Below are 23,906 nucleotides of genomic sequence, written 5' to 3'. Positions count from 1 at the left end.
GCCGTCGACGACTTCCAAAGTCAGTTTGTAGGCATCTGCCGGAGCATCGGCGCCGACGCCAGATCCCAGGTTGGTGACAATATGGTCTTCGCTATAGGCGTAGCCGATGACCGGCTTGCCGGAAAGCGCGCTGACTGCGTCCGAATGCGGGTCGTCGCCGGTGGCATTGCTGAGTTCCAGCGCCCTGAACTGGTTGCGGACTTCGCTTGGCAACGAGAGCGACGCAATGTCGTCGGCCTGATTGCCATTGCTTTCGTCAATCGTCACATATTCGCCGGACCGCGTCTCGAGCTTGGCAACCGGTACGTCGTCGATCACCTGGATTTCGAAGCTGTCGCCGAGGATGACGCTGTCGCCATCGCTATCGGTCACCTGGATAATCTGGCCGAACGCGATGGCGTCGATGGTGCCAGCGCCGGAGATCAGCGCCGTGTTCTCGTCGGCACCGCTTTCAGGGGCCTGATGGTAGAGCTCGTCGAACAGGCGGAATTCATAAGCCCCGGTCGTCGAATTGATTCTGAGTTCAAAGACGATGTTGGAGCTGTTGGTGCTGCCATTGCCAGGCGCGTCAGGCTCGATGCCCTTGATGATCACCCAGCTGCCAAACGTGGATTGTTCGTATGTGAGCGCCAGGGCGGTATTCTGGCCGTTGACCATTTCATTGGTGCTCAGCCCAAGGCCCTGCAGATAGGTCAGCGCATTGGCGGTAAAGCCATAGGTGAATGGCGTATCAGCGCCTTGCACAAGCGTTGCCAGGCTGCCGGTGACGATTGCCGGATCATCCGGGCCGGAGACGACCTCGGTATGGGAATTATCGTTGTCACTGTCAGGATCAGGCTGATTTTCGCCATGCGGCGAGGAGCCGTCGGACCAACTTGTATCGATGTCGTCTTCATTGACGATGGTCGAGATCTTGGTGCCGGTCAGTCGCGGGCCGTCATCGGCGAAGTGGATGTTGCCGCCAAGATCGATGCTTGCTGTCTTGACGTCCGTATCACCGTCCTTGTCGGTCGCAGAGACAGTGGCCTTCAGCGAGACGAGATTGTTTGCAAGCGACGCAAGTTGCTCGTCGTAGCTTGAGCCAGCGCCAGGCAGCGGATGATCGATCGACTGGAATTGGGTCAATGTCACGACACCATTGCCATCGGCGGTCAGCGAGAACACCGCCGTGCTGATGGCCTGTGCTTCCGAGCTGGTTGTCGAACCGTAGATCACCCCATCGATCTCGAACAGATTGACCTGCAGCCCCTTGCTGTCGAGGCCGGAATCCACGCCGTCGGTGCCGGTCAGGCTAAGGGCATAGACTGTGCTGGACGACGCCATGCCGTCAGCGCCATAGGCGATGGCGGACGTGAAGACAGAACCAAAGTTCGCCGTCGATACGGCAGTATCGCTAAGTTCACCGATTGTTTCTGCATCCTGAGTGGTCAGCGTGATCGCTGTCTCGTCGCCGACGTTCAACGTGACGATCGGACCGTCGTCCTCGAAGCGGATCCGCCCCGAAATGTCGGCGGATTTGGTCACCGAGTCATTGTCGGCGTCCGTCGCCGTGATCGTTGCCGACAGGATTCCCGGCGTCAGGTAAACAGCATCGTCCGCGCTGGTTGCATCAGGATTGAAGAGCGAGACATATTGCGCCACGGTGACGACACCGCTTCCGTCGATATGCAGGGCAAAGGCCACCGGGTCGGTGGAAGACACGCCGTTGTTGTCTGCGTCGTAGACGCCGATCACCAGGCCATCGGCATTCTTGTAGAGGTGGATACTCTGACCGTCGGTGGTCTTCAGCCCGGAGTCGATGCCATCGGCAGACAGGGTGAAGGAATAGGCAAGGCCACCACCGGCTGCGGCACCATCGGCACCGAAATCGACATCGACTGTAACGACCGAGCCCGTGCCCTGGGCATATTGCGCCTCCGGCATATCGGCATCGATCCCGGCGTTGACGCCGGCAAACAGCGATTCAGCGCCGGTCAATTCGTCGGAACCGGCATCGATACCTGCGGTCTCATCGATGATGATCGCATCGCTGAGCGAAATGTTGGAGAGGTAAGTACCGGATTTGTCGCCGGCGGCGCCAATTTCACGGAAGGTCACCTCGTTGCTGCCGTTTGCGGCCGTGACGACGATAGAGATCGTCTGAAGCGCGCCGGACGCCGGGTCGAATACACCGACGGAAACACCGTTCCAGAACACTTCCAGCTTGGCGCTGCCTTCGGAGGCATCGGATGCCTTGCCGATTTCAAACGTGAGTTCATATGTCTCGTTGGCAACAAGCCCTGAAACGGACTGGCTGATCTGCAGGTTACCCGGAGACGCTTCCATGTCGACCATGGTGTTGTTGCCGACACTGTCGGCGCCACGGTATCCATCGCCGACCTTTTCCAGCTGGATCTGCGAAGCGCCACCTACGGAAGAAGCACCGACCGTCCATGCCCCGGCTGTCGTACCGGCGGCAACGCCGCTGCCAGTGCCCCATGAGTTGTTGTTCGGCGTGAAGCCTTCCAGGAAGAGACCGTTGCCGACGGCCTGCGGTGCAGACACGTCGAGCACCGGACCGTCATCATCGACGTCGACCTCAAGCGCGCCATGGACGCTATCGCCGTCGCCATCCGTTACCGTGTATTGGAAAGAGAAGCCGACATTGTCTTCGGTTGTGCCATCGGGATGCCGGACGGCATTCAGCTGGGTCAGGGTGTAGCTGCCGCTGGTCGAGTCAGAAAGGGTCAGCTCCAGCACATCTACCGGTTCGCCGGACTGGATCTGGGTGACGATAACGGTCAAGCCGTCGTCGCTGACGCTGTAGAAAAACGCACCTTCGCCGGCTTCTGAATCGGGGGCACCGAAGGTCGCACCGGCAACACCGGTCAGGAGGATCGAGCCGGCGCCATCTGCGCCGTAGCTATGGGCAAGTACGCCTTCGACCTGCGGCGCGCCCTCGGTTTCCTGCTGGTCGCCGACAGCGAAATCGCCGTTGCCGCTTTCCAGGGCATCGTCATCCAGCTGGATCAGGCTGGATTCTCCGACAACCGGCGTATCGTCGTCGACATCGATGCTGAACGATCCGACGGCCGTGTCGCCGTCGCCGTCGGTGACGACATATTTCAGGTCGAAGAACAGATTGTCCTCGAATGCCGTCTGTGTTTTTCCGACGGCGAGAAGTTCGAACTGGGGCAGGTCATCATTGCCCGGATCTTCGGAGCCGCTGCTCGTCGAGGGATGATCGATCGGATTGAGCTGGCGGACCACATAGGCACCGCTTGTGCTGTCTTGCAGCGCGACTTCCAGAACAGGCACATCGCCTTGCAGGATGGTCAGGACGAGGCCGTCCTCTGACACCGTTGCGGTGAAGCCCGCCGGCAACACGATGCCTTCGACAGTCAGAAGCAGAGAGCCAGCGCCATCGGCGCCGTAATTATGGGCGAGGATGCCCGATGCGTTGACGGAATCGGCATCATCGCCTTCGCCACCGGGATTGCCGGCGAACGAGACGCTGACGAGCTGGCTGCGCAGCAGCACGGGCTCGTCGCTGCCTTCACCCTCCGTCTGTTCGGATTGAATAGCGTCGTCATCGAGCTGAACATTATTGTTGGCACCGGCTTCCGGGCTGTCGTCCTCGATACGCACGGTCATGATCGCGGTGTCGGTGCCGTTATCGACATCGGTCACCGTCACAGGGATCTGCAGGTCGATGCTGTCTTCCTGTGATGTGTCGGGGTGGTCGATCGGGCCGAGCAATGTGATTGTGTAGGTGCTGCCGCTGATCTCTGCGCGAATGATCACCGGACCGTCTGCGCCGGCTCGGCCTTCGAGCACACCGTTGGCGTCGATAGACCAGACGAGCGGCGTGCCGCCTGAGCTCAGCGCTGTTGCCGGCAGGCCGAACGTGTAGGTGAGGGCGGTGTTTTCGAAGTCGGTGCCGGCAAAAGTGCCGGTTATGGTCGAGGAATCAGAACCGTCGTCACCTTCCTTGAGGCCCGTTGACAGGTCTTCCTCAGAGATGCCACCGGCAAGGAAGTCCTCGAGTTCCGGATCGACATTGCCCGCATCGGCAAACGCCTCAAGCGTCGGTGCGTCGAAACCAAAATCCGTATCGCCGAGCAGGTCGATCACCGGGCCCGCCTCGCCGATGTTGCCGTCGCCATCCGACAGGTCGCCGCCCGAGCTTCCGGCACTGACCACGGCGACTGTACCGTCAGGTCCCGCGGCGACGTTGATGCCGTTGGCCTGCAGTGCCGCAATGAGAACCTGGGAGGGCACCTCGACCTGACCGATCAGGAAGGTGGGTACATTGAGAGAGGCACCTTCGATGATGATGCGCGTACCGTCCGGCTGCACCAGAACCAGGTTGTCGCCTTCGACAACAATGTTTTCGATCGATGCGCCCTCGGGCAGAACGGCTCTGTTGTCGGCCGCCACTTGGATAACCGTGGCGCCAATCGTCTGGCCGGAGGGTGCCGGCTGCTGGATGTCCTGGCCCGTGGCCGGGTCGACGAAGACAGGGTCATTCGTTGCCTGAGCAATTTCAATTGGTGTTATTGCAGTTGGCTGCTGATCAGCGCCGAACTCGATAACATCGTTCTGGGCATCCGAAAAATTAACGTCGCGCTCGACCATGAAACATTCCTCCTACGTTTGAGGCGGAATGAACCATGGAGTAATAATTAACGCAATATTAACTTCATCGGTTAGCGGCTAGTTAATATAAAGGAATATGCTAAGCCCTATAGTTCTTATTGCTTGGTTAATAGAATAGCATATCAGATTATATCGTGACGCATGTATCATCGTCAGAATCGTCTCGGTTCTGTTTACGGAAATATTCCAATCAGCAATTTAAATCGATTGAAATTGCCATTTTTTGGCATGTTTGTGAAATGGAGGGATTTGGATCGGACCTAATTTGGGTGCTTTTGGCCGAATTCCGGTGTGGATTTGCGAGATCCGCGGATTTGGATTCAGAGCGTATCGCCAGATCTATCGATCCGGTCCAGAATTGATCGATACTATGCTTGTGAAGTAGATGAAAATACTTCGAAAGGAGTAGAGGCATGTCTTGCGAGGACCCTTGCTGGCGCGCAGCGAGCCGGATGCCGCTGGCTAGCTGCGCCGGTGACCAAGTTCCAGGACTGCGTGCGATTTCGGCCGTATGCGGATTCGTCGATTGCCCGCTTGAGTTTGGGCGCCGGGCTATTTCTCAAGCGGTCGGTTCGAATTCTCCATCATCCATTTTCTCATCGGCCAGCGCGCTCGCCTGCTTGAACCGTGCTTCGAATTCCAGTCGAAGGCTGCGGCGGATTTCGGCTGCCCGTTGGCGCCGCTTGCGGGCAGGGGTCTTGGGCTCATAGGGTGGAACGGCAATCGGACGGCCGTTGGCGTCGACGGCGACCATGGTGAAATAGCAGGAATTCGTGTGGCGCCGTTCGCCACTGCGGATGTCTTCGGCTTCGACACGAATGCCGATTTCCATCGAGGTCCGGCCGGCATGGTTGATCGAGGCGCGAAAGGTGACCAGTTCGCCGACATGGATAGGCTGGCGAAACACGACCTGATCGACAGAAAGGGTCACCGCATACTGCTGCGAATAGCGCGAAGCGCAGGAATAGGCGACGCGGTCGAGCAGATTGAGCAGGGCACCACCATGAACCTTGCCGGAAAAATTCGCCATGTCCGGCGTCATCAGTACCACCATTTCAAGCTGGCTCGTGTCATGGCCTCGTTCTGTCATGTGTCTTGCGGTCCTTCTGCGTTGGCTCTCCGTCGATCGGCTGTCGATCGTGCCCGACAATCCTCGCGTAAAGCCTAGGAGAGTTTATGCCTTCATGGAAGGCGCCATGCTTCATAGCTGTTCCATCGCGTTCATTTTCCAGTTTGCGCTATGTCAAAGAAGCAAGCCGGGAAGCCGCGTAATTCCCATTGCCAACGGATCGCAAGGGATCCCGTCAATGGAGATGGAATAGACATGTTTGATGTGCTGAAGCCTTTTGCCGCCGCTGGCCTTTTCATGGTGACCCTGACGGTTTCCGCGGGGGCTGCCGATTTTGAAGTGCATATGTTGAACAAGGGCGCCGATGGCCAGGCGATGGTTTTCGAGCCGGCAGGCTTGAAGATTGCCGCCGGTGATACGGTGACATTCATCCCGACGGACAAGGGCCACAACGCCGAGAGCATCAAGGGCATGAGCCCCGATGGCGCAACCGAGTTTAAGGGCAAGATGAACGAGACGATCAAGGTCAGGTTCGATGTGCCGGGCGTGTATGGCATCAAATGTGCGCCGCATGTCGGTATGGGCATGGTCGCCGCCATCGTGGTCAACGATCCGGCAGTCAATGTCGAAGCTTTCAAGGCGGCCAAGTTGCCGAAGAAGGCGCATGAGCGCATGGAAGCTGCTCTCGCCAGCGCCCAATAAGCGCCGCCTGGTTGAGATGAGTCTGCGAAATATCCCGTGGCCGGCAGAGATGCAGGTCGCGGGATCGGTTTATATGGTCATGATTTGCAAAGTTTATTAGCGAGTTCTGCGCCTCAAGGCGCTGTCGGTAGCCATCCGCCCGGCGCATCCGCGCCGATGGTCGGCTCCAGGAGCCAAACCTTGCAGCTTGAACGCGAACCGGCCGCTCGGTTGCCAAAGGTCGTACGAATACACTCCAGGTTCGCATAAACGCGAAAGCGCCTGACTTGCCGCGGGTATCACTCGGCTTTTAGGCCGAAAAAGGGGCAGGCACCTACCTCTATCAGTGGAACCGCTGGCTATCAGGATCAATTGCTTCATCCCGCTTTGGCAGGCAGCTTTAAGTTGGCTGGAAGGGGCGGGTGATGTCATTGTACTCGGATAATTTTGCGCAGCGTCATGCAAGGGACTTGTCGGCAAGACATGTCGGCCGGCGTGGCCTCAAGCGCGCATTTGACATCGTCTTCTCGCTACTTGCGCTTGTCTTCCTGTCGCCGGCATTGATTTTGATCGCAATGGCGCTGTTGTTCGTCGATGGCCGTCCGATCATTTTCCGCCACAAGCGGATCGGGCGCGACGGTCGCCCGTTTTTCTGCCTGAAGTTCCGCACCATGCGCAACGACGCCGACAGGGTGCTCAACGAGCTGCTCGCCAGCGATGCGGCGAGACTGCAGGAATGGCGGGAAACGCAGAAGCTGAAAAGCGACCCGCGCGTTCATTGGCTGGGCAAATATCTGCGCATCACCAGCCTCGACGAACTGCCGCAATTGGTGAACATATTAAAGGGCGAGATGAGCATCGTCGGTCCACGACCGATTATTGCGGAGGAACTCGAGCACTACGGTCAGCACGTTCACTGTTATCTGACGATGACACCGGGGCTGACGGGGCTTTGGCAGGTGTCTCGGCGCGGGGATACGTCCTACCAGCAGCGCGTCCAGTTCGATGTCGACTACTACAACAATTGGTCGCTTCGAGCCGATATCGCAATCATCATCAAGACGATCGGCGTCGTTCTGTTTGCGCAGAACGAACGGTGATGTGCTTCAAACAAGCCAGCAGGCGATGGCGGCCCAGACACTCAGGCAGAAGATGATGACGAGCCATCGGAGTTGGAATTTCAAAGCTATCTCGCTCATGGATAGGCCTCTCATCGACCGCGTGGCTTCAAAGAAATCTGAACGTGGCGTTGAAAGCAGGCGGTTTTGTTTGCAGTTTGATCTGGGTGCCATGAATCTATCGATGAAAGGTCAACAAAGGTTGAAGTCATTCCTGTTCCGGATTGTCCGCAACAGTTGGTGGATACTTGTGCAGTTCGGCGATGATCATAGACATGGAATAAGGCAGGAATGCTGATGCCAAGCTTACTTTCGAAAACTTGCATGTGGCTTGCCCATCGCACCGAAGCATTGCGCTCGAGATCGATACTGCGATCGCTCCTTGGAAATGCCATGTGGTCGCTCTGGGCAAAGATCGTGGTGCAGTTCACCCAGCTGGCGACATTCATCGTGGCAGCCCGCACGCTGGAGTCCGCAGAATTCGGGCTTTTTGCCTATGTCGCGGCGATCGTTGCCCTGCTCGTCATCCTCGCCGAGGGCGGCTGGAGCGAATTCGTCATGAAAACGCATCATGACGGCGACCGGCTGGATCAGATCGCGACCGTGGCCATTGTCTCGGGCGTGACGGCCATGGCAACGGGTTTGTGTGTTGCGCTGTTGCTCGGTTTCTACTTTCAGCTGACGCATGTCGGACTGCTTGTTGCCATGTTCAGTATCTGGTTGCTGCCCACGCCGTTCGGCTCTGTTTGCGAAGGTGTCTTTATTGCCGACGGGCGCCTGCGCGACCTCAGCATGATCAAGATTGTTGCCGAGCTCTGCGGGACGGCTGTCGCCATTCTGGGGTTGCTCCACGGAATGAACATCTTTGCCCTGGTGGCAGGACGGCTTGCGAGCCAGGTGGTGAGTGTCATCGCCTATGCGCTCGTCCTGCGCTGGCTTCCCAAGCTTGGCGTCCGATCCAGGTTCCTTCACGAACTCTTCGAATTTTCCCGGCATATCGTATCCAATCGCCTGATTGTCTTCCTGCGCTCCTATTCCGGGACCTTGGTGGTCGGCAGCGTCCTTGGCCTGACGGAGGCGGGTTACTACCGGGCTGCCGAACGTATTGTTTCGGCGTTCTCGGAAGTTGTCGGCGAACCGGCACGCCAGCTGGCCTGGGTCGTGCTGCGCAAGGGGGCGGTTTCTGGTTCAAGCCCGTCAGGAGCATCGCCGGAGATCGGAGCCAAGGCCACCACATTTGTCGTTGTCCTGATGGCCATCTCGGCGCCGATCTATATCGGTCTTGCCTTGATGTCGGGCATGTTGATTCATCTCGCGCTGGGGGATGGATGGGCGCCGGCTGCCATTCTGGTCAGCTTGCTGTCGGTCAAGCAGATCCTGCTGGTGCCGGGTTATGTCACCGAACCTCTGCTCTCTCTGACCGGTACGATCCGCAAGATGCCGGCTGCGATATTGGTCAACAGCCTGGTTTCCGTTGGCCTGATCATTGCGCTGTCGCCTTTCGGCATGGCGGCGGCCGCGGCCGGGCAATGCGCTGCCGCGCTGTTTTCGTTCGCCGTCTCCGCCTGGCTTCAAAGCCTCTATGGTGCGGTGAATTGGTCGCGGATCCTGCGCGGTTGTGCCCATCCGGCAGTGGCCGTGATTGCGATGGCGCTGACGATTTTCCTGCTTGGCGATGTCGCGGGACAATCCGTGATGAACGGGTTCACAACCACGTTCCTGCAGGTCTTGGCGGGTGGGCTCGTCTATATCGGCACACTTGCACTGCTCCACAAGGTGGCAGGTGGTCTGCTGCCCGTCACGGTGAAGGAACAGGGGTAGGGACGTGAACATCATCAGAGCACAGTTCGAAGAGATGGCTGGAGGCACGGCGAAGATGAAGAAGACGGTCCAGGCTTTGCTGCACACCATGGGGTCGGGCGTTGGCCAATCGCTTGTGCCGCTTCGCGCGATAGGAGGTCGGCTGCGGTATTTGTCGCCGCTTCCGCGTCGGTTCACCGGCGCCTATCGCTCGTTCGACGAGGCAATCACAGCCGCAGCAAAATCCGGTCCTCTTGCCGGTTACAATCATGACGAGATCGCCCATGTCGCCTTTGAGCAGATGTGCAGGGTGGTGCCCTGGGACTATCCGGTGATGTTCTGGCTGAGCCGGCTGGGAGACGGGATTGACGGCCTGCTGGATGCCGGCGGGCATATGGGCACAAAATACCGCGCATTCCGCAGCCTGCTGGATCTGCCGCAGAGCTTTCGATGGGTTGTTTACGAACTGCCGGCGATTGCCGAGGCAGGGCGAAGGCGCGCGGAAAAGGATGGACTCGATCAGTTGCATTTTGTCGATCGGCTGGACAATGCGCCGGGCATGTCGGTGTTTCTCGGCTCCGGCCTGATGCAGTATCTCGATGTTCCTCTGTCGTCTGTCCTGACCAGTCTGCCGCATCTGCCACAGCATCTGCTGCTCAACAAGGTTGCCTTTCGCAAGGGTGGGCCAATCGTGACGCTTGAGCGGATCGGCAAGGCCTATGTGCCCTACCAGATGCGGGATGAAGGCGATTTCGTTCGCGATCTGGAGCAGCTTGGCTATCGCCAGGTCGACCGCTGGAGCATTGCGGCGCTGTCGCATGTGATCGAGACCCATCCGGAACTGGGCGCAAGCGACAATGCCGGCTTCTATTTCCGACTTCAGCCCATGTGACACGGGGCGTCTGGGCCTTTGCCCGGCCTAGAGCCTTTGCCCGGCGAAACCGCTCGTACTGCCCGGCGGGACAGGGCTGTCGGCAAACACATCTTGATGTGTCATGCCATCGGCACGGTCGAGAACCGCACCATAAAGCACCAGCAGGGCCTCGATCCATGACGTGTGCGTGGAAGCCAGAGTAGGCGCATGCCTGCGGCAATTGGCAGCCAATGTTCGGACAACATCATCATCGCCTGCCATCTTGCGCAGGCGTGCGGCGAGGGCCTCCAGATTGCCATGGGCAAAGGAAAAGCCACAGCCAAGCTCTGCAATCTCGGTGCTCAACAAGGCTGAATCCGGCATGATCACCGGAATGCCGCTCGAAACCGCTTCCAGAGCGGCAAGGCTGAAAGGCTCCGGAACGCGTGATGAAATCACCAGCGCGCGCGCGCGCTGCATGATCTGGCGCAGACCCTCGCGTGATTGCCAGCCATGAATCACCACTTCCGGATACGCGCGCTCCAGCACGGCCCGCCCGGGGCCATCGCCGATGACCTCAAGCTTGACATTGGCCATGCGCGCCGCACGGGCGGCTTCTTCAAAGCCTTTTTCCGGCTCGAGACGGCCGATGAAGAAGAAGGTGTCGTGTTCCGACGGGTCCTTGGGGATGCGGAAGAACGGTTCCACCGGATTTCGAATTGTCGCGATCCGGTCGGTATTCATGCCGGATTGCTCGAAACGCGTCCGCATGCGCTCGTGCACCACCACGATATTGGCCGGCATGGTCTGGATCGCGTAAAAGTGTTCCCTGAGTAGGTGACGTGCGGTGCGCCACAGCTTTTGCCGGTATCCCCGCTTGTCACATTGGCTCATGACGCATTGCGCAGACATCGGACGAAGCTGACAGATGTGATCGGTCCTGTAATTGGTGAATCCGCCATTGGGGCAGGCGAGAAAATAGTCATGGGCGTGGAGAATCGTCCTCTGCCGGACACCCGACAGGGCCCGGAAAATGGAAGGGGACAGGATCTTCGACCAACCATGCACGTGATAGATCGTGGAAGGGGTGTCTTTTTCTCGAATGAGTTGATCGAGCGCCGTGAAGGCCTTGGCATTGTAGAGGCCACTTGCGAAGGCGGAGAGCTTGCCCTGTTGCACCAGAGGCTTGCCGGCAAGCCCGATCGTGTCCGGTACGGGCAAATCGGTCTCCGGCTGGTCGCCACAGAGATAGGTGACATTGAGACCCTGCTGGCTGAACAGTTTCGCAGACAGGATCGCTAGGTTGGATGCGCCTCCGACCATAGCCGAACGGTCGTTGATGATGACGACACGGTCGGGAGTTCGCTGCGCCATGACTAATCCATGTTCTCTATGTTTTGTGGCGCCAGCCGTCCGCTGACCAGATGGCGCAGTGCCAGCAGATTGCCATTGAGCCGCCCCTTGCGATCAATCCACGGCTCGGGACGCCAGACCTTGAAGAGGTTGGCGAGCAGGTTTCGACCCATCTGGTGGGCAGCATGGCGTAAACTCATGGTCTCCTTGCGCATCAGGTAGATCGGATTGGCGATCTGGGAATAGCCGAACCGCAGGCTCGACGTGCGGCCGACCTTGGTACCCAGATGCACGCCGATCAATCGCGGCGAACTGACGACGCGGCCGTAGCGTGCCGCGACCCGGCTGAAATCGACATCTTCAAGCCAGCCGTAAAGCGGCAGGTTTTCATCAAAGCGCAGGCCGCCGATATGCACGGCCGACATGCGGACCGCCAGATTGCAGCCATAGCCGCTATAAGCCGTGCAGGCGGGAGTAGCCTCGCTCGGTTCCGGATTGTTGCGCAACAATTCCAGCCCCTTCGTTACCGATATGCCCGGCCCGGTTATGCCATCGGCAATCACTGTTCCTGTCGAGATGTCGACATCCGGGTTCTTGAGGAAAAGCTGCTCCATTTCAGCGAGATAACTCGGTGCCAGCAGAAAATCATCGTCGAGAAACAGGACGACATCCGCATCCGGCACGGCATCGAGTATCGCGTTGCGCTGTTTGCAACTGCCGCGTTGAGAGACCAGAACCCGAACGGGACAGGGCAGGCGGGACAAGGCCTTTGTGTCGACGTCATCTGTCGTCGGAACACAGATGACGATCTCATCGGGCTGCCGCGTCTGTCGTGCAATGTGCGGGATGACGGCCGTGATGATGTCACGGCGTCCGGCGCTCGGAATACCGACCACGATCACCATTCCGGAGACCGGCGTGGCGGTATTGTTTCGTGCCAGGGCCTGTGCTGTTTCAACGGTCATCGGGACGGTCCTCCGAGAAGAGCCAGAGTCCGCTTCGGCTTCGTTTCGCTTCGGTTCGAGATCACGCCGAGAAGCGCAATGCGTGAGCGACCAAAGGCCTTCAACGCATCCGAGAGACGTTCGATTGTCAGCTTTCTGGTGTTCCCGATAACAAGGATGATCCCATCGACATAGGAACAGATCGCGCGAGTGTCGGCAGACTCTTCAAATCCGGACATATCGACGATGATCACTTTGTATTGTCGCCGAAGTTTCGCCAGCGCCTCTTTCAGCGCGGAGAGATGGCCATACCGGTACGGCGTGGCGGCTGAACGTCTGGTCTGCTCTACGGTCAGCAGCGGCACGGGAATGGCCGCGTCCGTCGCCGCATCTTCGGGGTCGTGTTCGAGATAGGTGCGCTCGCTGTAGCGGGCGCTGCGCATCAACCGTGACCCGCCAAGCCCGTCTGCGGGATCACCAAGGGCGGCCGGGTGGATCGGCTTGAGGGCGAAGTCGGGGGCTGCATTCACTGCAAGCCGGGTCAATCGCGCTGCGACGAAATCTGCGTCCACCAGCAGCACAGATTGGCCCTCGTTCTGGTAGAGCTGCGCCAGGTTCGTTGCAATTGTCGTCTTGCCTTCGCCCGAGCCGACCGATGTGATGCCGATCACCACCGATCCGTTGGCCGGTACGATCGAATCCAGCGAGTTCTTCACGCTCCGCAGCGCCTCGGAGAATGGCGAATATGGCATGTCCAAAATCGATCTCAACGGCAGCACGGACGCCGGAAGACCGTTTGACTGATTTTTGCCGGACAGCTGCGGCTTGTACAGCGGCACATGCCCAAGGGAGGCGATGCCAAGTTCGCGTTGCAGGCGCTCACTCGTTCCGGCTCTGCGGTCCAGCCCGCTGCGCAACACAGCCGCGAGCAATCCGAACGAAAGCCCCAGCATCATCGAAAATGGCAGGATCACCGACGGCTTCGGCCAGTCCCGACCGAAAGGTTCTGTAGCGGCGGCGACAATGCGGGCCTTGCCGAGTGGAAATGACTGGGTCTGGAAGGCACCGACGAACTGCTGCAGGATGCTCTCGTAGAGGCGTCGATAGGTGTTTGCCCGGCTTTCGATCTCCGCCAGCTCGACGCGCGCGATATTCTTGTCAGCGCCCTGGCTGTTGGCGGCGGAGAACTGCTGTACGGCCAAGGCTTCTCTTGTCTGCGCAATCTCGAGATTCGAGCGATAGAGGCCTTCGACCTGGCGAAGCTCGGCGCCGATGGCCGCCTGTATGCGCGTTATGTCGGCTTCGGCGGCTGAAATTGCCGGATTGCCGGTGCTGTAACGGTCCTTGAGGCTTTCCATGCGGGTCTGGGCAAGGCGCATGTCGTCGCGCAGTTTCTGGATCTGCGGATTATTGGCGATCTCGGGCAGGTTCGCATCAGTGGAATTGCTCTCGATCAACTTGCTCAAAGTGGTCAGCTTGGCCGAGGCGTCGGCGGTTGCAGCCCTGGCGGCCAGCATCTGGCTGCTGACTTCGGCCAATTGCTGCTGATCAAGCGAAGTGGCGTTTGCCATCGCCGTGATGTCGTGTTCGTTGCGATATTCTTCTGCAGCGAGGGCAGCCTCGCGGGCCTTGCGACCGACATCGATCAATCGACCTTCGAGCCACTGGGCACCCTGCTTGGCGGCGGCGGCGCGATCATTCATGCCGTTCCGAATATAGGCTCCGGCCAGGGCATTGGCCGTTCTTGCCGCTTTTTCCGGATCGCCGGAACGGTATCCGATCTCCAGCACATAGGACTGGCCGACACGGCGGACGGAGACCCGCGACAGGAACCCGTCCATGGTCCGTCTCATCCGTTCCTCGTCGGTCGGTGGACCTTGCTCTTTGTCTTCCGAGCCGGCAACCGTCTCGATTGCCGATATGATGAGGCCGCGCAGGGCTGACTGCCACGAGCGGTTGTTGACGATTTCGGGGTCCGTCATCAGACCAAGTTTGCGGATGACGTCTTCGGCGATCGCTTCCGATTTGACGATTTCGACCTGGCTGGCAATTTCCGCCGCCTCGATGATGACGGTACCGGTCGTCGCATCCTGGGAGACGATCCGGCCCTGCTCAGGGTCGATGACCAGGCGCGCGGTTGCTTCGTAACTGGACGGTGTGTTGAGGGTGTAAAGAATACCCAGAACAACACCGGCAATAGTTGACAGCGCGATGATCGGGATATTCTTCTTCAAGAAGTTGAAAATATCTCGGAAGGACAGGTATTCTTTCCGCAGATCTTCCCTTCTCTCGATCGGAGGGTAGGTCTCGATCGTTCCGAACTCATGGAGCCCCATGGGTTTCTCCCTGTTTTTCCTCAGCGATTGCGTTCATGGCTATTGGGATGGCCCCGCTACAGGGACCGTCTGCTGCGCAACCGTCATGCTTGACGAGATGTCGTAGCGCACATCGAGCACATCGCCCGGAGCCAGACTGGCCGTTTGCGGGAGCTTGACCGCCACGCCCGAGCCGCCGAGGCGGGTGACCCAGTATTCCAGCGGCTGCAGATCTCCGGCTGACATTGCCGCGTCGCGCGACACAGAGGCGCCGGTCGCCTGGAGAAGATCGATCACCGTGTTGCGCTTCAGCTTGGTATCTTCGAGTTCGGCAAGCACTTCTTGCAGGTCGCGCCCGGCTTCGGTTCGCCGCTGGCCCCTCAAGGTGATGGCATCCCTTTGCGTTTCGCTCAGCTTCTGCTTTGCGCGCATCGCAGCGATCACCAGATCGAGCTTGTTGCTGCTCAGATCAGCGACGACCCGCTCAAGTGCGGTCTCACGCGATTTTGCCAATGTCCCGGAATCGACGAGCGAAGCAATGCTCGCCAACTCATCCTGGGCGATCTTGATTTGTCGATCCTGAACCGCGGTCTTTTCGTCCAGAACGCTGATTTCATTCTGCAGCAGGGTCTGGAGTTCGCTCAGGGACGCAAGCTGGCGCTTCAACGCTTCCGCACGGGCAACAAACAAGGCGCCTTCGCTGTCCATGACGAGCCTGCCGGCGCTGCCATCGCGAGCATTGACGAGTTCGGCGGGGAACTCGACCTTCGTGCTATCCTTGAGCTCGGCTTCCAGTCGTGCGCGTTTTGCCATCAACTGCTTGAGTGCCAGGTCGTATCGGTTGAGTTCTCCGGCATATTTGACCTGTTCAAGATCCCAGGATCCGTTGGGATTTGCCCGCCGCTCACGTCCGCCGGCCATGGCGACAGCCTGGGTAATCGTCAGTCCCGGTCGGTATTCCAGCTCACCTGGTTTTGCCACCACGCCGGAGACGTAGAACATCGGATACCGAACGACTTCGACGGTTGCCACCGGCGGTGCGGAGAGCCCGGTCTTGTTTTTCAGCAGCTCCCCGATCCTGAGTGCCACGGTGCTTGGCGTGTCGTCGCCGACCGGAAACTCGCCAAGCAGGGGCACAGCGACGGTTCCGGCTGGCGATACCGAATATTCGCCGTTGAGCGCTGTCCATTCCTTGTATTCGCCTGTGGAGGCGACCCATTCTACGATCGTCACCTTGATGCGGGTCTGCGGCCGCAGGCGCTCTTCCGCGATTGCAGTGCTGGACATGGCAGGAAGCACGGCCATTGCGGGCAGGGCGAGCAAGGCTGCGAGGGCAAAGCGCGTGAGCGGCCGGCGCCGAGACGCTGCCAGCCGTTGTGGTGCTGGATCGGTACTTGGCCCTGAATTGCGATATGGCATGGCGCAGCCTCTTGAGGGGTGGCGCCGCAGCCGGCCGGATCCTGATGGACGCCGACAGACATGGCGGTACCGTATCGCTCCATCATCGCGTCGATACGCGCTGAGTAAATTCTCTTGCCGTCGGTTCGTGACTAGTCACTTTTGGTAGGAGAGACTAAGCCCCCACCCCGATTGGATGAGATCGGGCTCCGCCGGGTAGGGTGTGTGTGCTTCGTTTGGCTATGAGTTTGGTTTCTTCGCTTTCGGATCCGTCCCTTTGATCAGGTCGGCAGACCTAAGTGGGTTCTGGGCGGGCGGCATGGCGAGCGCGTAGCGTCGCGCCAAAGTCGAGGAAGGGAACAGCCCATGCGGGTGGCGATCATTCACTATTGGCTCGTATCGATGCGCGGCGGGGAAAAAGTGATCGAGGCCTTGTGCGATATGTACCCGGACGCGGACATATTCACGCTGGTATGCGATCGCGACAAGCTGTCCGAGAAAATCCGGCGCCATCGGATCTTCACATCGTTTCTGCAGCGCATTCCCGGCGCAAAAAAACACTATCAGTCGCTACTGCCACTGATGCCGTTTGCTCTGGAGAGCTTTGATCTGCGGGACTACGATCTGATCATCTCCAGCGAATCCGGGCCTGCAAAAGGGATTATCCCCCCGCCACATGCGGTGCATGTTTGCTACTGCCATTCGCCGATGCGCTATCTGTGGGATCATTACCATTTCTATCGTGGCAATGCGGGTCTGGCTGCACGAATCATGATGCCGCTGCTGGCGCCGGTCCTGCGGACATGGGACGCGAATTCCAGCCTCCGGGTCGATCGTTTCGTTGCCAACTCGCACCATGTCGCAAATCGCATTGGAAAATATTACCGGCGTTCTTCCGTCGTCGTTTATCCGCCCGTCGCTGTCGACGAATTTGCACCCAGCACCGAACTGGGTGATTTTTACCTCTGCGCCGGGCAGATCGTCCCCTACAAGCGGATCGATCTTGCCGTCCGTGCATTCACCAACATGAAGCGCGATCTGGTGGTTCTGGGCGGGGGAGATGATCGGGAGATCGAGGCGCTGAAGCGCGAGGCGGGACCAACCATCCGCTTCGTCGGCCAGGCTTCGTTCGCGGATCTCCGGTCGCATCTGGCCCGTTGCCGCGCCTTGATTTTTCCAGGTGAAGAGGATTTCGGCATTGTGCCGGTCGAAGCCATGGCAAGCGGCAGGCCTGTGATCGCCTATGGTCGCGGCGGCGCCATGGATACCGTGGTTCACGGTCACACCGGCATACTGTTCAAGGAACAGTCCGTTGAATCGCTGATTGATGCGGTCGAGATCTTCGAGGCTATGGAGCATCGGTTCCGGCCGGAGGCCATTCAGATGCACGCTTCGCAGTTCAGCGTTCTGAACTTCAAGTCAGGCATGAAAAAAGTGATCGACCAGGAGATTGCAAGGCGCGTTTCCTTGGTCGAACCCACCACTTTCGGCGCATCCATGTCATCGCTGTTTGATGAAGCTGGGCATGTGCCGCTGCACTAGCCCAGCTTTCGTCTTAATGGTTCACCAAATGCAGTAAAACGCGGATTGTCGCTGCAGGTTTACTTCAGCTTGAAAGCAACCTGGGTGCGGTTGGTAACGTTCAGTTTTTTCATGATGTTACGGATATGAACCTTTACCGTGCTTTCGCAAAGGTTCATCTCATAGGCGATGATCTTGTTGGCTTTGCCACGCCTCAAGGCTTCAGCAACCTCGATTTCACGCGGGGTGAAGCTCTCGTTGAGATAGCTTGAACCCTTGACCACCGAGTTCAGGGCTTCCCGATTGGCAAGCAGGCTGCTGACGGGAATGAACACGCCGCCGGCGCGGGCCAGCGAGATCGCTTCTGCGGCCACGCTGATGTTAACGCTCGTCGGAATATAACCGCGTGCCCCGCAATCGATCGCCTTGAGGATATCTCCAAGGTCATCCGATTCTGCGATGACAATCACCGGGCTGAGCTTGAAGGCTGCGGCCGCACGTTCGATCTTGTCGCTGGCGCTGGGCTCGTTGGTTTTGCCTCCGGCCACCACTAGAAGGACAGCGGATGGCTCGCTCTGCATTTGCCGCTTGCGCCAATCCTCGATCGATCCCGACGTCACGATCCGCATTGCGGGGTCATAGGTCGAAAGGCTGCGGGAGAGGCACTCGCGATCGAGCACACGGCTGTCAAGGATTAGAACGTATTCATCGGTCTTGGCATCCAGCGTCGGGCTGGTGGCAAGCGAGCTGATGAAATCTATATCGGCCTTCGATACTGTATCGATATTGTGTGAGGTCGACGCATATGCACTCATTTTAAACCCCTCAATTCGTTTGGCTTTGCCGTTGCTGCGGCGCAAAAGAATCCCCTTCGTTACCCGGTCGAGTAACGACGATCTGCTTTGACGGTTACTGTCAATTTATACAGGTGATTTTTTCACAGTTTTATTAGCATTGCATTAACCTAAGTTAAGTCTGTACGTCAAAAGTCGTATTTCGACCAAAAATGGCCGCAATATTGTGAGTGACGTGGTTAACTTTACCAATTAAAGTGCGATGAGAGTTTTGGTACTGCTCTGTTCTTGTTATTATTGTTCCATCATCTTTGTGATGGAACATTTTCAGAGATGTGACCGGTCAGGTAGCTGGAGTCGAAGTCAACGATTTCTATCAGCTTGCGACGATTGAGGAATTCAACGATTCCGTTACGGAACGAAAGCAGGCCCGCCAGTCTCATTTCTTTGAGAACGCGGTTTATATGGACAGTGGACAGGCCGAGCGCATCGCCGATTTCAGATTGCTTGAGCGGGCACTCGAATCCGTCGAGATCGGGACGCGATGCAGCGCCCGCACGAACTGCGAGCTCCAGCAGCAGATGACCCGTTCTGCCGAAGGCATCACGGCGGCCAATGCTTGCAAGGCGCTCGACGATGCGGGCGTGTCGCTTCATCATCTCGATGGTCATGATCAGGGGCAGTTGTGTCGAAGCCTCGCCAGCCTTGGCGGACAGATGCCCGACAAACTCGTAGCATTTGACGTTGGAGATGGTTTGCACGGTCTCCTGGGCGATCGAGGCAGATGCCGACGACAGGACATCTCCATGCAAAGAAAAGTCCGTGACGATGCGGGTACCGTTCGCCATGGTCTTACTGGAGACGACCCAGCCGCTGTTAATAAACAGAATTCGGGACACTTCGCATTCGGGATCGAAGATCGTTGTTCCCGCAGCGTAAGTGCGCAATACGGCGCCTGTCAGCTTCGGGCTATCTTTTTGATAGTCGAAGCTGAGTGCTGGTCTGCTGTCTAAATGATGTTCTAGCCCCATTTATTAGCCCACCCGTCCAAGACCCCCAAGGACTAATGGAATTTTTACCACAAAATACTTGGCCATCATAATCACTTTCGGTAGTGAACTGTCATCTTGGTTACCCATCGAGGTTAACCTGAACTGTCGACAAGCAGTTTTGTTCTGCTTGTCGGTGGGGGTATGAAACTCAGGGCCGCATACAACGTCTCGATACCGGCGGCCGCGGCCGCCAAGGTCGCCTCACGGCGGAGATCGCCGACACTGTCGTCTTCCGCCGTTTTGATCAGCGATGCTATTTGCGCGGGCGTCGCCGAAGGGCCGGCGGCAAAAAAGGCATCGCGTCCGACGGCCGTGAAAAAGCTCGCGACTTTGGGATCCCAACCCAATCCCACATGGGGGATAGCCAGCGAGTAGGCGGCAATACAGGCGTGCAGCCGGTGCGCCAGCACGACTGAGACCGATCGGAGAATATCGATGAGTTCCTCGGGCCTTTCGGGGCGCACAGCCAGGCTGAGCCAGTTGCTGGCTTTGTAGGCCTGCATCGTCTTCTCTTTCAGCAACCGTTCCGCAAACGCCTGATCTTCTCTGGCTCCATTGCAGAAAAGCCGGATGCGATAACCATCCGCGATCAATTGCCGTATCAGAGCCCGGTATTCGTCGACGGTTTTGAGCGCAATATCGGACGCGGGCCCACCGGAATGCCGTTGAAGGATGACGGGATCCGTGACGCAGATACCGGCCATAGCGGATACTCTGCTGCTCCCACCGCCACGTGCCGCATGCGGCAAGCTGCAGGTCAACAGGCCCGGATCTGGCAGGACGATAGGCGATCCTCCTGATGGAAAATGCTGCTTCCAGTGTCGAAGCGCCAGGTCGTCACGAACCGAAAGATGGACCACGCGGGCCGCGCCAAGCCTGCCGAAAAGCTTGCAGGCTTCCGTCGACCAGTGTCCACTGACGCCTACGGCATAGATCGCTACAGGCTTGCCGCTTTTGCGGATGCAATCGAGCAGTGTGCCAATCTTGAGCGGAAAGTTGAGGTCGTCATCCTGAAACAGGTTGCCGCCGCCCACGACCACAGCGTCGGCATTGTCAATCTTGATCGACCAATCCTTTGCCAGCTTTTCCAGCTTGGATCGCAGCATGGCCTTGACCGCCAGCCGTCTTGCGAAAGCCGGCAGTACATGCAGGGCGTGGATAGCAAGCTGGCGGCGGGAATGTGTTGTGCCGAAACCCGTGCGTCCGGCAAGATCGATGGTTTCCACCTGCATGTCGGGATAATCCGACAAGGCCGTCTCCAGGCATTGTGCCAGCAGCCCGTCTCCGAGGTTCTCGCTGTATTTCACATTGAAAACGACGACCCTCATGATGGCTCCGCGATATCGATCGGCTGTCGGACATCACGATGGACGACCTTGGGTACGTGGATCGGCGCCCGGCCTAGGCTGATGGCGGCGATGCTGCCGGCAATCAGATAGAACAGCAAACCGAGGTCATACACTGTGCCGGAGGTACAGGCGCCGATCAGGAGGGCAATCAATCCGCATTTTCCGGCGCGCATGGCCGCGTTCGCGATATAGGCTCCATTTTCACTCGGTGCCGGCTGTCGCGCAGACAAGATGGAGGCGGTGAAGACAACGAAAAGAATGAAACCCGGCAGGCCGACATTCGAGAGCAGGACAAGAATGAAGCTGGAAGCGCGCGCGCTGCCGAGGCCAGCCCCGATGCCGAAAGTATTGACAAAGGCTTCATAAGCCATGGCATTCCAGAGAAAACGCTCCTTGCCCGATTGGCTGTCGGCCTTTGACAACAACATCATATCGAGAAATTCATTGACCTGGTCGCCAACGCTTGGAAACAGGATGAATATCGACACCAGCGCTACGGGAATTACCAGCAGGCAACCGGCGAGAAACACGGGGCGGCCGCTGGTAAATGGAGAGGCCGAACTGATCCAGGATCGGATCCACAGAAAAGGGATCACGATGGCAAGGCCGACAAGGGCGGTTGCGGATGTCGACAGAAGCAGCGACAGAAGCAGGAGCGCCGTCAGGATACCGGTTGCCCAGGAGCGGACCCGATCGAGCCATAGGCTGGTGATGATGGCAAACAAAACGAGCGTGTATTCTGAAAATGCCGAGGCTTCGGCGAATGTGCCGGAGATCCGCTTCAGGCCGCCTTTTTCAGCCGCGGTCAGAAGCGCATAATTGGCGGTTCGAACAAAGCTGAGCAGATATTCGGTGCCAGTGAAATAGGTGACCACGTCGGCAATCGCAAAACCGATATCGGCGGTCGCAACGATGATGATCGCGGTAACCAGATAGGCCGGCTTTCCGAGATGGCGAAAATAGGCATAGCTGACGGCAAATGTAATCAACCCACCAAGTGCATAGACGGCCTGGGTAATGTTGCTTGCCGAAAACCGCAGCGGTGACAGGGCAATCACGTTCCTCGAGCTTGTGACCCGTTCGACCTTCATCGTTTCGGTCACCCCCTCGAACACGCGGGGGAAATAGATCGCGCTGAAAATTCCGAGTAAGGTCAGGATCAGAAGCCAGAAGCCTGGACTTTGTGGCCGCAGCGCCGCCATCATGTAACCTTCCCCTGTGGCCATGAAGACCCGCAACGTGAAGAAGACCAGCAGAAGATTGGGCACAAGTATCGATGCGCCGCCCAGCATGGGAAGGCTGATGGCAGCCGCCGCACCGAACAGCGTTGAGAAGACCATAAATGGAAAGGCCCATGCCACCGGAGCTGCCAGGATGAACAGTCCGGCAAGCGCTGTGACCAGTCCCATCAGTTCAAGGCTCATTTCGCTCCGCTTCCCGCTTCACAAATTCGCGTACAGATTGTATCGGTGTTTTTTCTGAAAATCCAGCCATCTCACATCGATCTGCATTTTCGTCATGCTGTGCGCGGATTTCTCTATGCCAAACAGCCGCTGCTCAGCCACTTTGGGAAAATATCATAGGGCCGGTTCTGCTGTATTTACGCCTTGCCTAAGCCTAATTGGGTAGCTGGCGCGCCAAATTCGGCTCTCATTTTTCAGGTGTGACACGGCTATTCAATTGATATGTCCAGTTTTGTTCACCGGCCCGTCCGCAGACGCGAAAACACAATCCTTGATGCGTATTTCGTCAAGTCTTGTGTTGCGCTCTTTTTGTTTTCCCTGTTGGTTGAGCCGGCAAGGAGCGATCCAGGTGTCGGAGGCGATACCGGTGATGCCGTCGATCCCGCGGCATTGTCGCTGACATTTGCGGAAGAGTTCGACACGCTCGAGGTGTCCGAATGGGGCCCTGGCACGCGGTGGATCGCCCACACGCCCTGGTCGGGCGATTTTGGTGGTGCGCGGTTTTCTGCCCCGATGGAGGGCTTTCCCTTTACCATCGAGCAAGGCGTCCTGCGCATCGAGGCCAGCCGCGACAAGGCCGACAAATGGCGATCAGGGCTACTGGCCTCGGTGGATCCGAAGGGTAATGGTTTTGCCCAGCAGTATGGGTATTTCGAAATGCGAGCCCGGCTACCGACGGGCCCAGGTGTCTGGCCGGCCTTCTGGTTGATCGGTCTCGACCGTTCCAAGGCAACGGCGGAAGTCGATGTGCTGGAATATTACGGCGACAAGCCGGGCGGCTATTCTTCGGCTGCGCATGTCTGGCACCGTGACGCACCGCCGGATTCCAAGGGCAAGCGGATCAATGTCTTCAAGGATGCGGATCCGACTGCCTATCACACCTATGGCGTAAAGATCGATCCGATGTTCATCCGGATGTATTTCGACGGACGAATGGTCTGGAAGACGGAAACCCAGCCGCAGCATCGCCAGCCGATGTATGTCTTGCTCAACCTCGCGCTGGTCGACGAGGAGACGAGAAATATGGCGGCCGATCCATCCTATATGTTTGTCGATCACGTCCGCGCGTATTCGATCGACTGACGCACCTTCTTAAAGCTCGATCCAAGACATCCCTGGCGTGACGCCGCTCGTTGCGGTCAAGGTTGTTTAGAAATCGTGACGCAACTTTGTGTCGATTTGAGCCGGAGCCTAGCCAAATGGATTAGGTCGATGCGCTGATCGGTCGGCCACTTCCACCCAATGACCAGCTTTCCATTTTATCGCCCCGTGAAATTCTGGGCACCATGGGAAGGCCGCTTTCAAAGCCTTGCTGATGCAAGCGGGCATGGGGTTCCGCATGGGTCGCGCAAGCAGTGGCAAAGCAGGGGAATCCGATGAGTGACGTCCACGACAAGAATGGTGCAAATTTGACGCCAAAGGAAAACGGATCGGGAAAGGTCCGCTACGACAAGGCGCGCGGTATTCCCGAGATTGTCAGGCAGCATGCCATTTCCGCACCGGACACGATCGCGGTGATTTCCGACGACACGAGATTGACCTATCGCGAGCTGGATCG

General features: G+C 58.1%; 17 protein-coding genes. 7 read left to right on the top strand and 10 right to left on the bottom strand.

Features of this window, described 5'->3' with window-relative positions; genetic code table 11:
- The coding region (locus PDO_RS22605) for a DUF5801 repeats-in-toxin domain-containing protein (RefSeq protein WP_007607306.1) at positions 1-4,617 on the bottom strand (4,617 nt) is incomplete at its 3' end.
- 580 nt (positions 4,618-5,197) lie between these two features.
- Positions 5,198-5,728, bottom strand: coding sequence for an acyl-CoA thioesterase (locus tag PDO_RS22600; RefSeq protein ID WP_007607305.1), 531 nt, complete (start codon positions 5,726-5,728; stop codon positions 5,198-5,200).
- 234 nt (positions 5,729-5,962) lie between these two features.
- Here PDO_RS22600 and PDO_RS22590 point away from each other — a divergent pair, with 234 nt between their 5' ends.
- The 4 genes from PDO_RS22590 to PDO_RS22570 all read left to right on the top strand — a co-directional run bounded on the left by PDO_RS22590 (position 5,963) and on the right by PDO_RS22570 (position 10,198).
- Positions 5,963-6,409, top strand: coding sequence for a pseudoazurin (locus PDO_RS22590; RefSeq protein ID WP_007607304.1), 447 nt, complete (start codon positions 5,963-5,965; stop codon positions 6,407-6,409).
- A gap of 404 nt (positions 6,410-6,813) precedes the next feature.
- Complete coding sequence (locus PDO_RS22585) at positions 6,814-7,488, top strand: sugar transferase (protein WP_007607302.1); 675 nt, start codon at positions 6,814-6,816, stop codon at positions 7,486-7,488.
- 411 nt (positions 7,489-7,899) lie between these two features.
- Positions 7,900-9,327: an oligosaccharide flippase family protein gene (locus PDO_RS22575; RefSeq protein WP_160167058.1), complete on the top strand. Its 1,428-nt coding sequence runs from the start codon at positions 7,900-7,902 to the stop codon at positions 9,325-9,327.
- A 4-nt stretch (positions 9,328-9,331) separates the two neighbouring features.
- The gene (locus PDO_RS22570; protein ID WP_244426510.1) at positions 9,332-10,198 is read left to right on the top strand and encodes a methyltransferase, TIGR04325 family; all 867 of its coding nucleotides are present in this window, start codon (positions 9,332-9,334) and stop codon (positions 10,196-10,198) included.
- Positions 10,199-10,225: 27 nt separating this feature from the next.
- Here PDO_RS22570 and PDO_RS22565 read toward each other — a convergent pair whose 3' ends face one another.
- Genes PDO_RS22565 through PDO_RS22550 form a run of 4 tightly spaced genes read right to left on the bottom strand, consistent with a single transcriptional unit; the run spans position 10,226 to position 16,190 of the window.
- Positions 10,226-11,533 (bottom strand): glycosyltransferase family 4 protein, encoded by a 1,308-nt coding sequence (locus PDO_RS22565; protein ID WP_007607296.1) that lies wholly within the window; start codon positions 11,531-11,533, stop codon positions 10,226-10,228.
- Positions 11,534-11,535: 2 nt separating this feature from the next.
- Positions 11,536-12,477, bottom strand: coding sequence for a glycosyltransferase family 2 protein (locus PDO_RS22560; RefSeq protein ID WP_007607294.1), 942 nt, complete (start codon positions 12,475-12,477; stop codon positions 11,536-11,538).
- Positions 12,474-14,792: a GumC family protein gene (locus PDO_RS22555; RefSeq protein WP_007607292.1), complete on the bottom strand. Its 2,319-nt coding sequence runs from the start codon at positions 14,790-14,792 to the stop codon at positions 12,474-12,476. Before PDO_RS22555 ends, PDO_RS22560 begins: the two co-directional genes overlap by 4 nt.
- Positions 14,793-14,831: 39 nt before the next feature.
- Complete coding sequence (locus PDO_RS22550) at positions 14,832-16,190, bottom strand: polysaccharide biosynthesis/export family protein (protein WP_007607291.1); 1,359 nt, start codon at positions 16,188-16,190, stop codon at positions 14,832-14,834.
- A gap of 345 nt (positions 16,191-16,535) precedes the next feature.
- On the opposite strand from PDO_RS22550, the gene PDO_RS22545 reads away from it, so the two are divergent.
- On the top strand, positions 16,536-17,711 hold the full coding sequence (locus tag PDO_RS22545) for a glycosyltransferase (RefSeq protein WP_007607290.1): 1,176 nt from the start codon (positions 16,536-16,538) through the stop codon (positions 17,709-17,711).
- A 59-nt stretch (positions 17,712-17,770) separates the two neighbouring features.
- On the opposite strand, the gene PDO_RS22540 is transcribed toward PDO_RS22545, so the two are convergent.
- From PDO_RS22540 to PDO_RS22525, 4 genes are all read right to left on the bottom strand, one after another.
- On the bottom strand, positions 17,771-18,505 hold the full coding sequence (locus PDO_RS22540; RefSeq protein ID WP_007607289.1) for a response regulator transcription factor: 735 nt from the start codon (positions 18,503-18,505) through the stop codon (positions 17,771-17,773).
- 284 nt (positions 18,506-18,789) lie between these two features.
- Positions 18,790-19,515 carry a Crp/Fnr family transcriptional regulator gene (locus PDO_RS22535; RefSeq protein WP_007607287.1) on the bottom strand — a complete coding sequence of 242 codons (726 nt, stop codon included), beginning with the start codon at positions 19,513-19,515 and terminating at the stop codon, positions 18,790-18,792.
- 113 nt (positions 19,516-19,628) lie between these two features.
- On the bottom strand, positions 19,629-20,864 hold the full coding sequence (locus tag PDO_RS22530) for a polysaccharide pyruvyl transferase family protein (RefSeq protein WP_007607282.1): 1,236 nt from the start codon (positions 20,862-20,864) through the stop codon (positions 19,629-19,631).
- A complete protein-coding gene (locus PDO_RS22525; RefSeq protein ID WP_007607280.1) occupies positions 20,861-22,309 on the bottom strand; it encodes a hypothetical protein in 1,449 nt (482 codons plus the stop codon). The genes PDO_RS22530 and PDO_RS22525 overlap by 4 nt, the downstream gene beginning before the upstream one ends.
- A gap of 348 nt (positions 22,310-22,657) precedes the next feature.
- Between PDO_RS22525 and PDO_RS22520 the strand changes: the two genes are divergently transcribed.
- Together PDO_RS22520 and PDO_RS22515 are read left to right on the top strand one after the other, a co-directional pair.
- Entirely contained in the window at positions 22,658-23,431 is a 774-nt protein-coding gene (locus PDO_RS22520) for a glycoside hydrolase family 16 protein (protein ID WP_244426509.1), read from the top strand.
- A gap of 293 nt (positions 23,432-23,724) precedes the next feature.
- Positions 23,725-23,906 (top strand): hypothetical protein (locus PDO_RS22515; RefSeq protein WP_007607276.1); only part of this gene is annotated, 182 nt, incomplete at its 3' end.

The organism is Rhizobium sp. PDO1-076 (assembly GCF_000247475.1).
GTDB lineage: Bacteria > Pseudomonadota > Alphaproteobacteria > Rhizobiales > Rhizobiaceae > Allorhizobium.
Note: the sequence above shows the minus strand (reverse complement) of the source record. Positions and strands in the feature narration are given on the sequence as shown.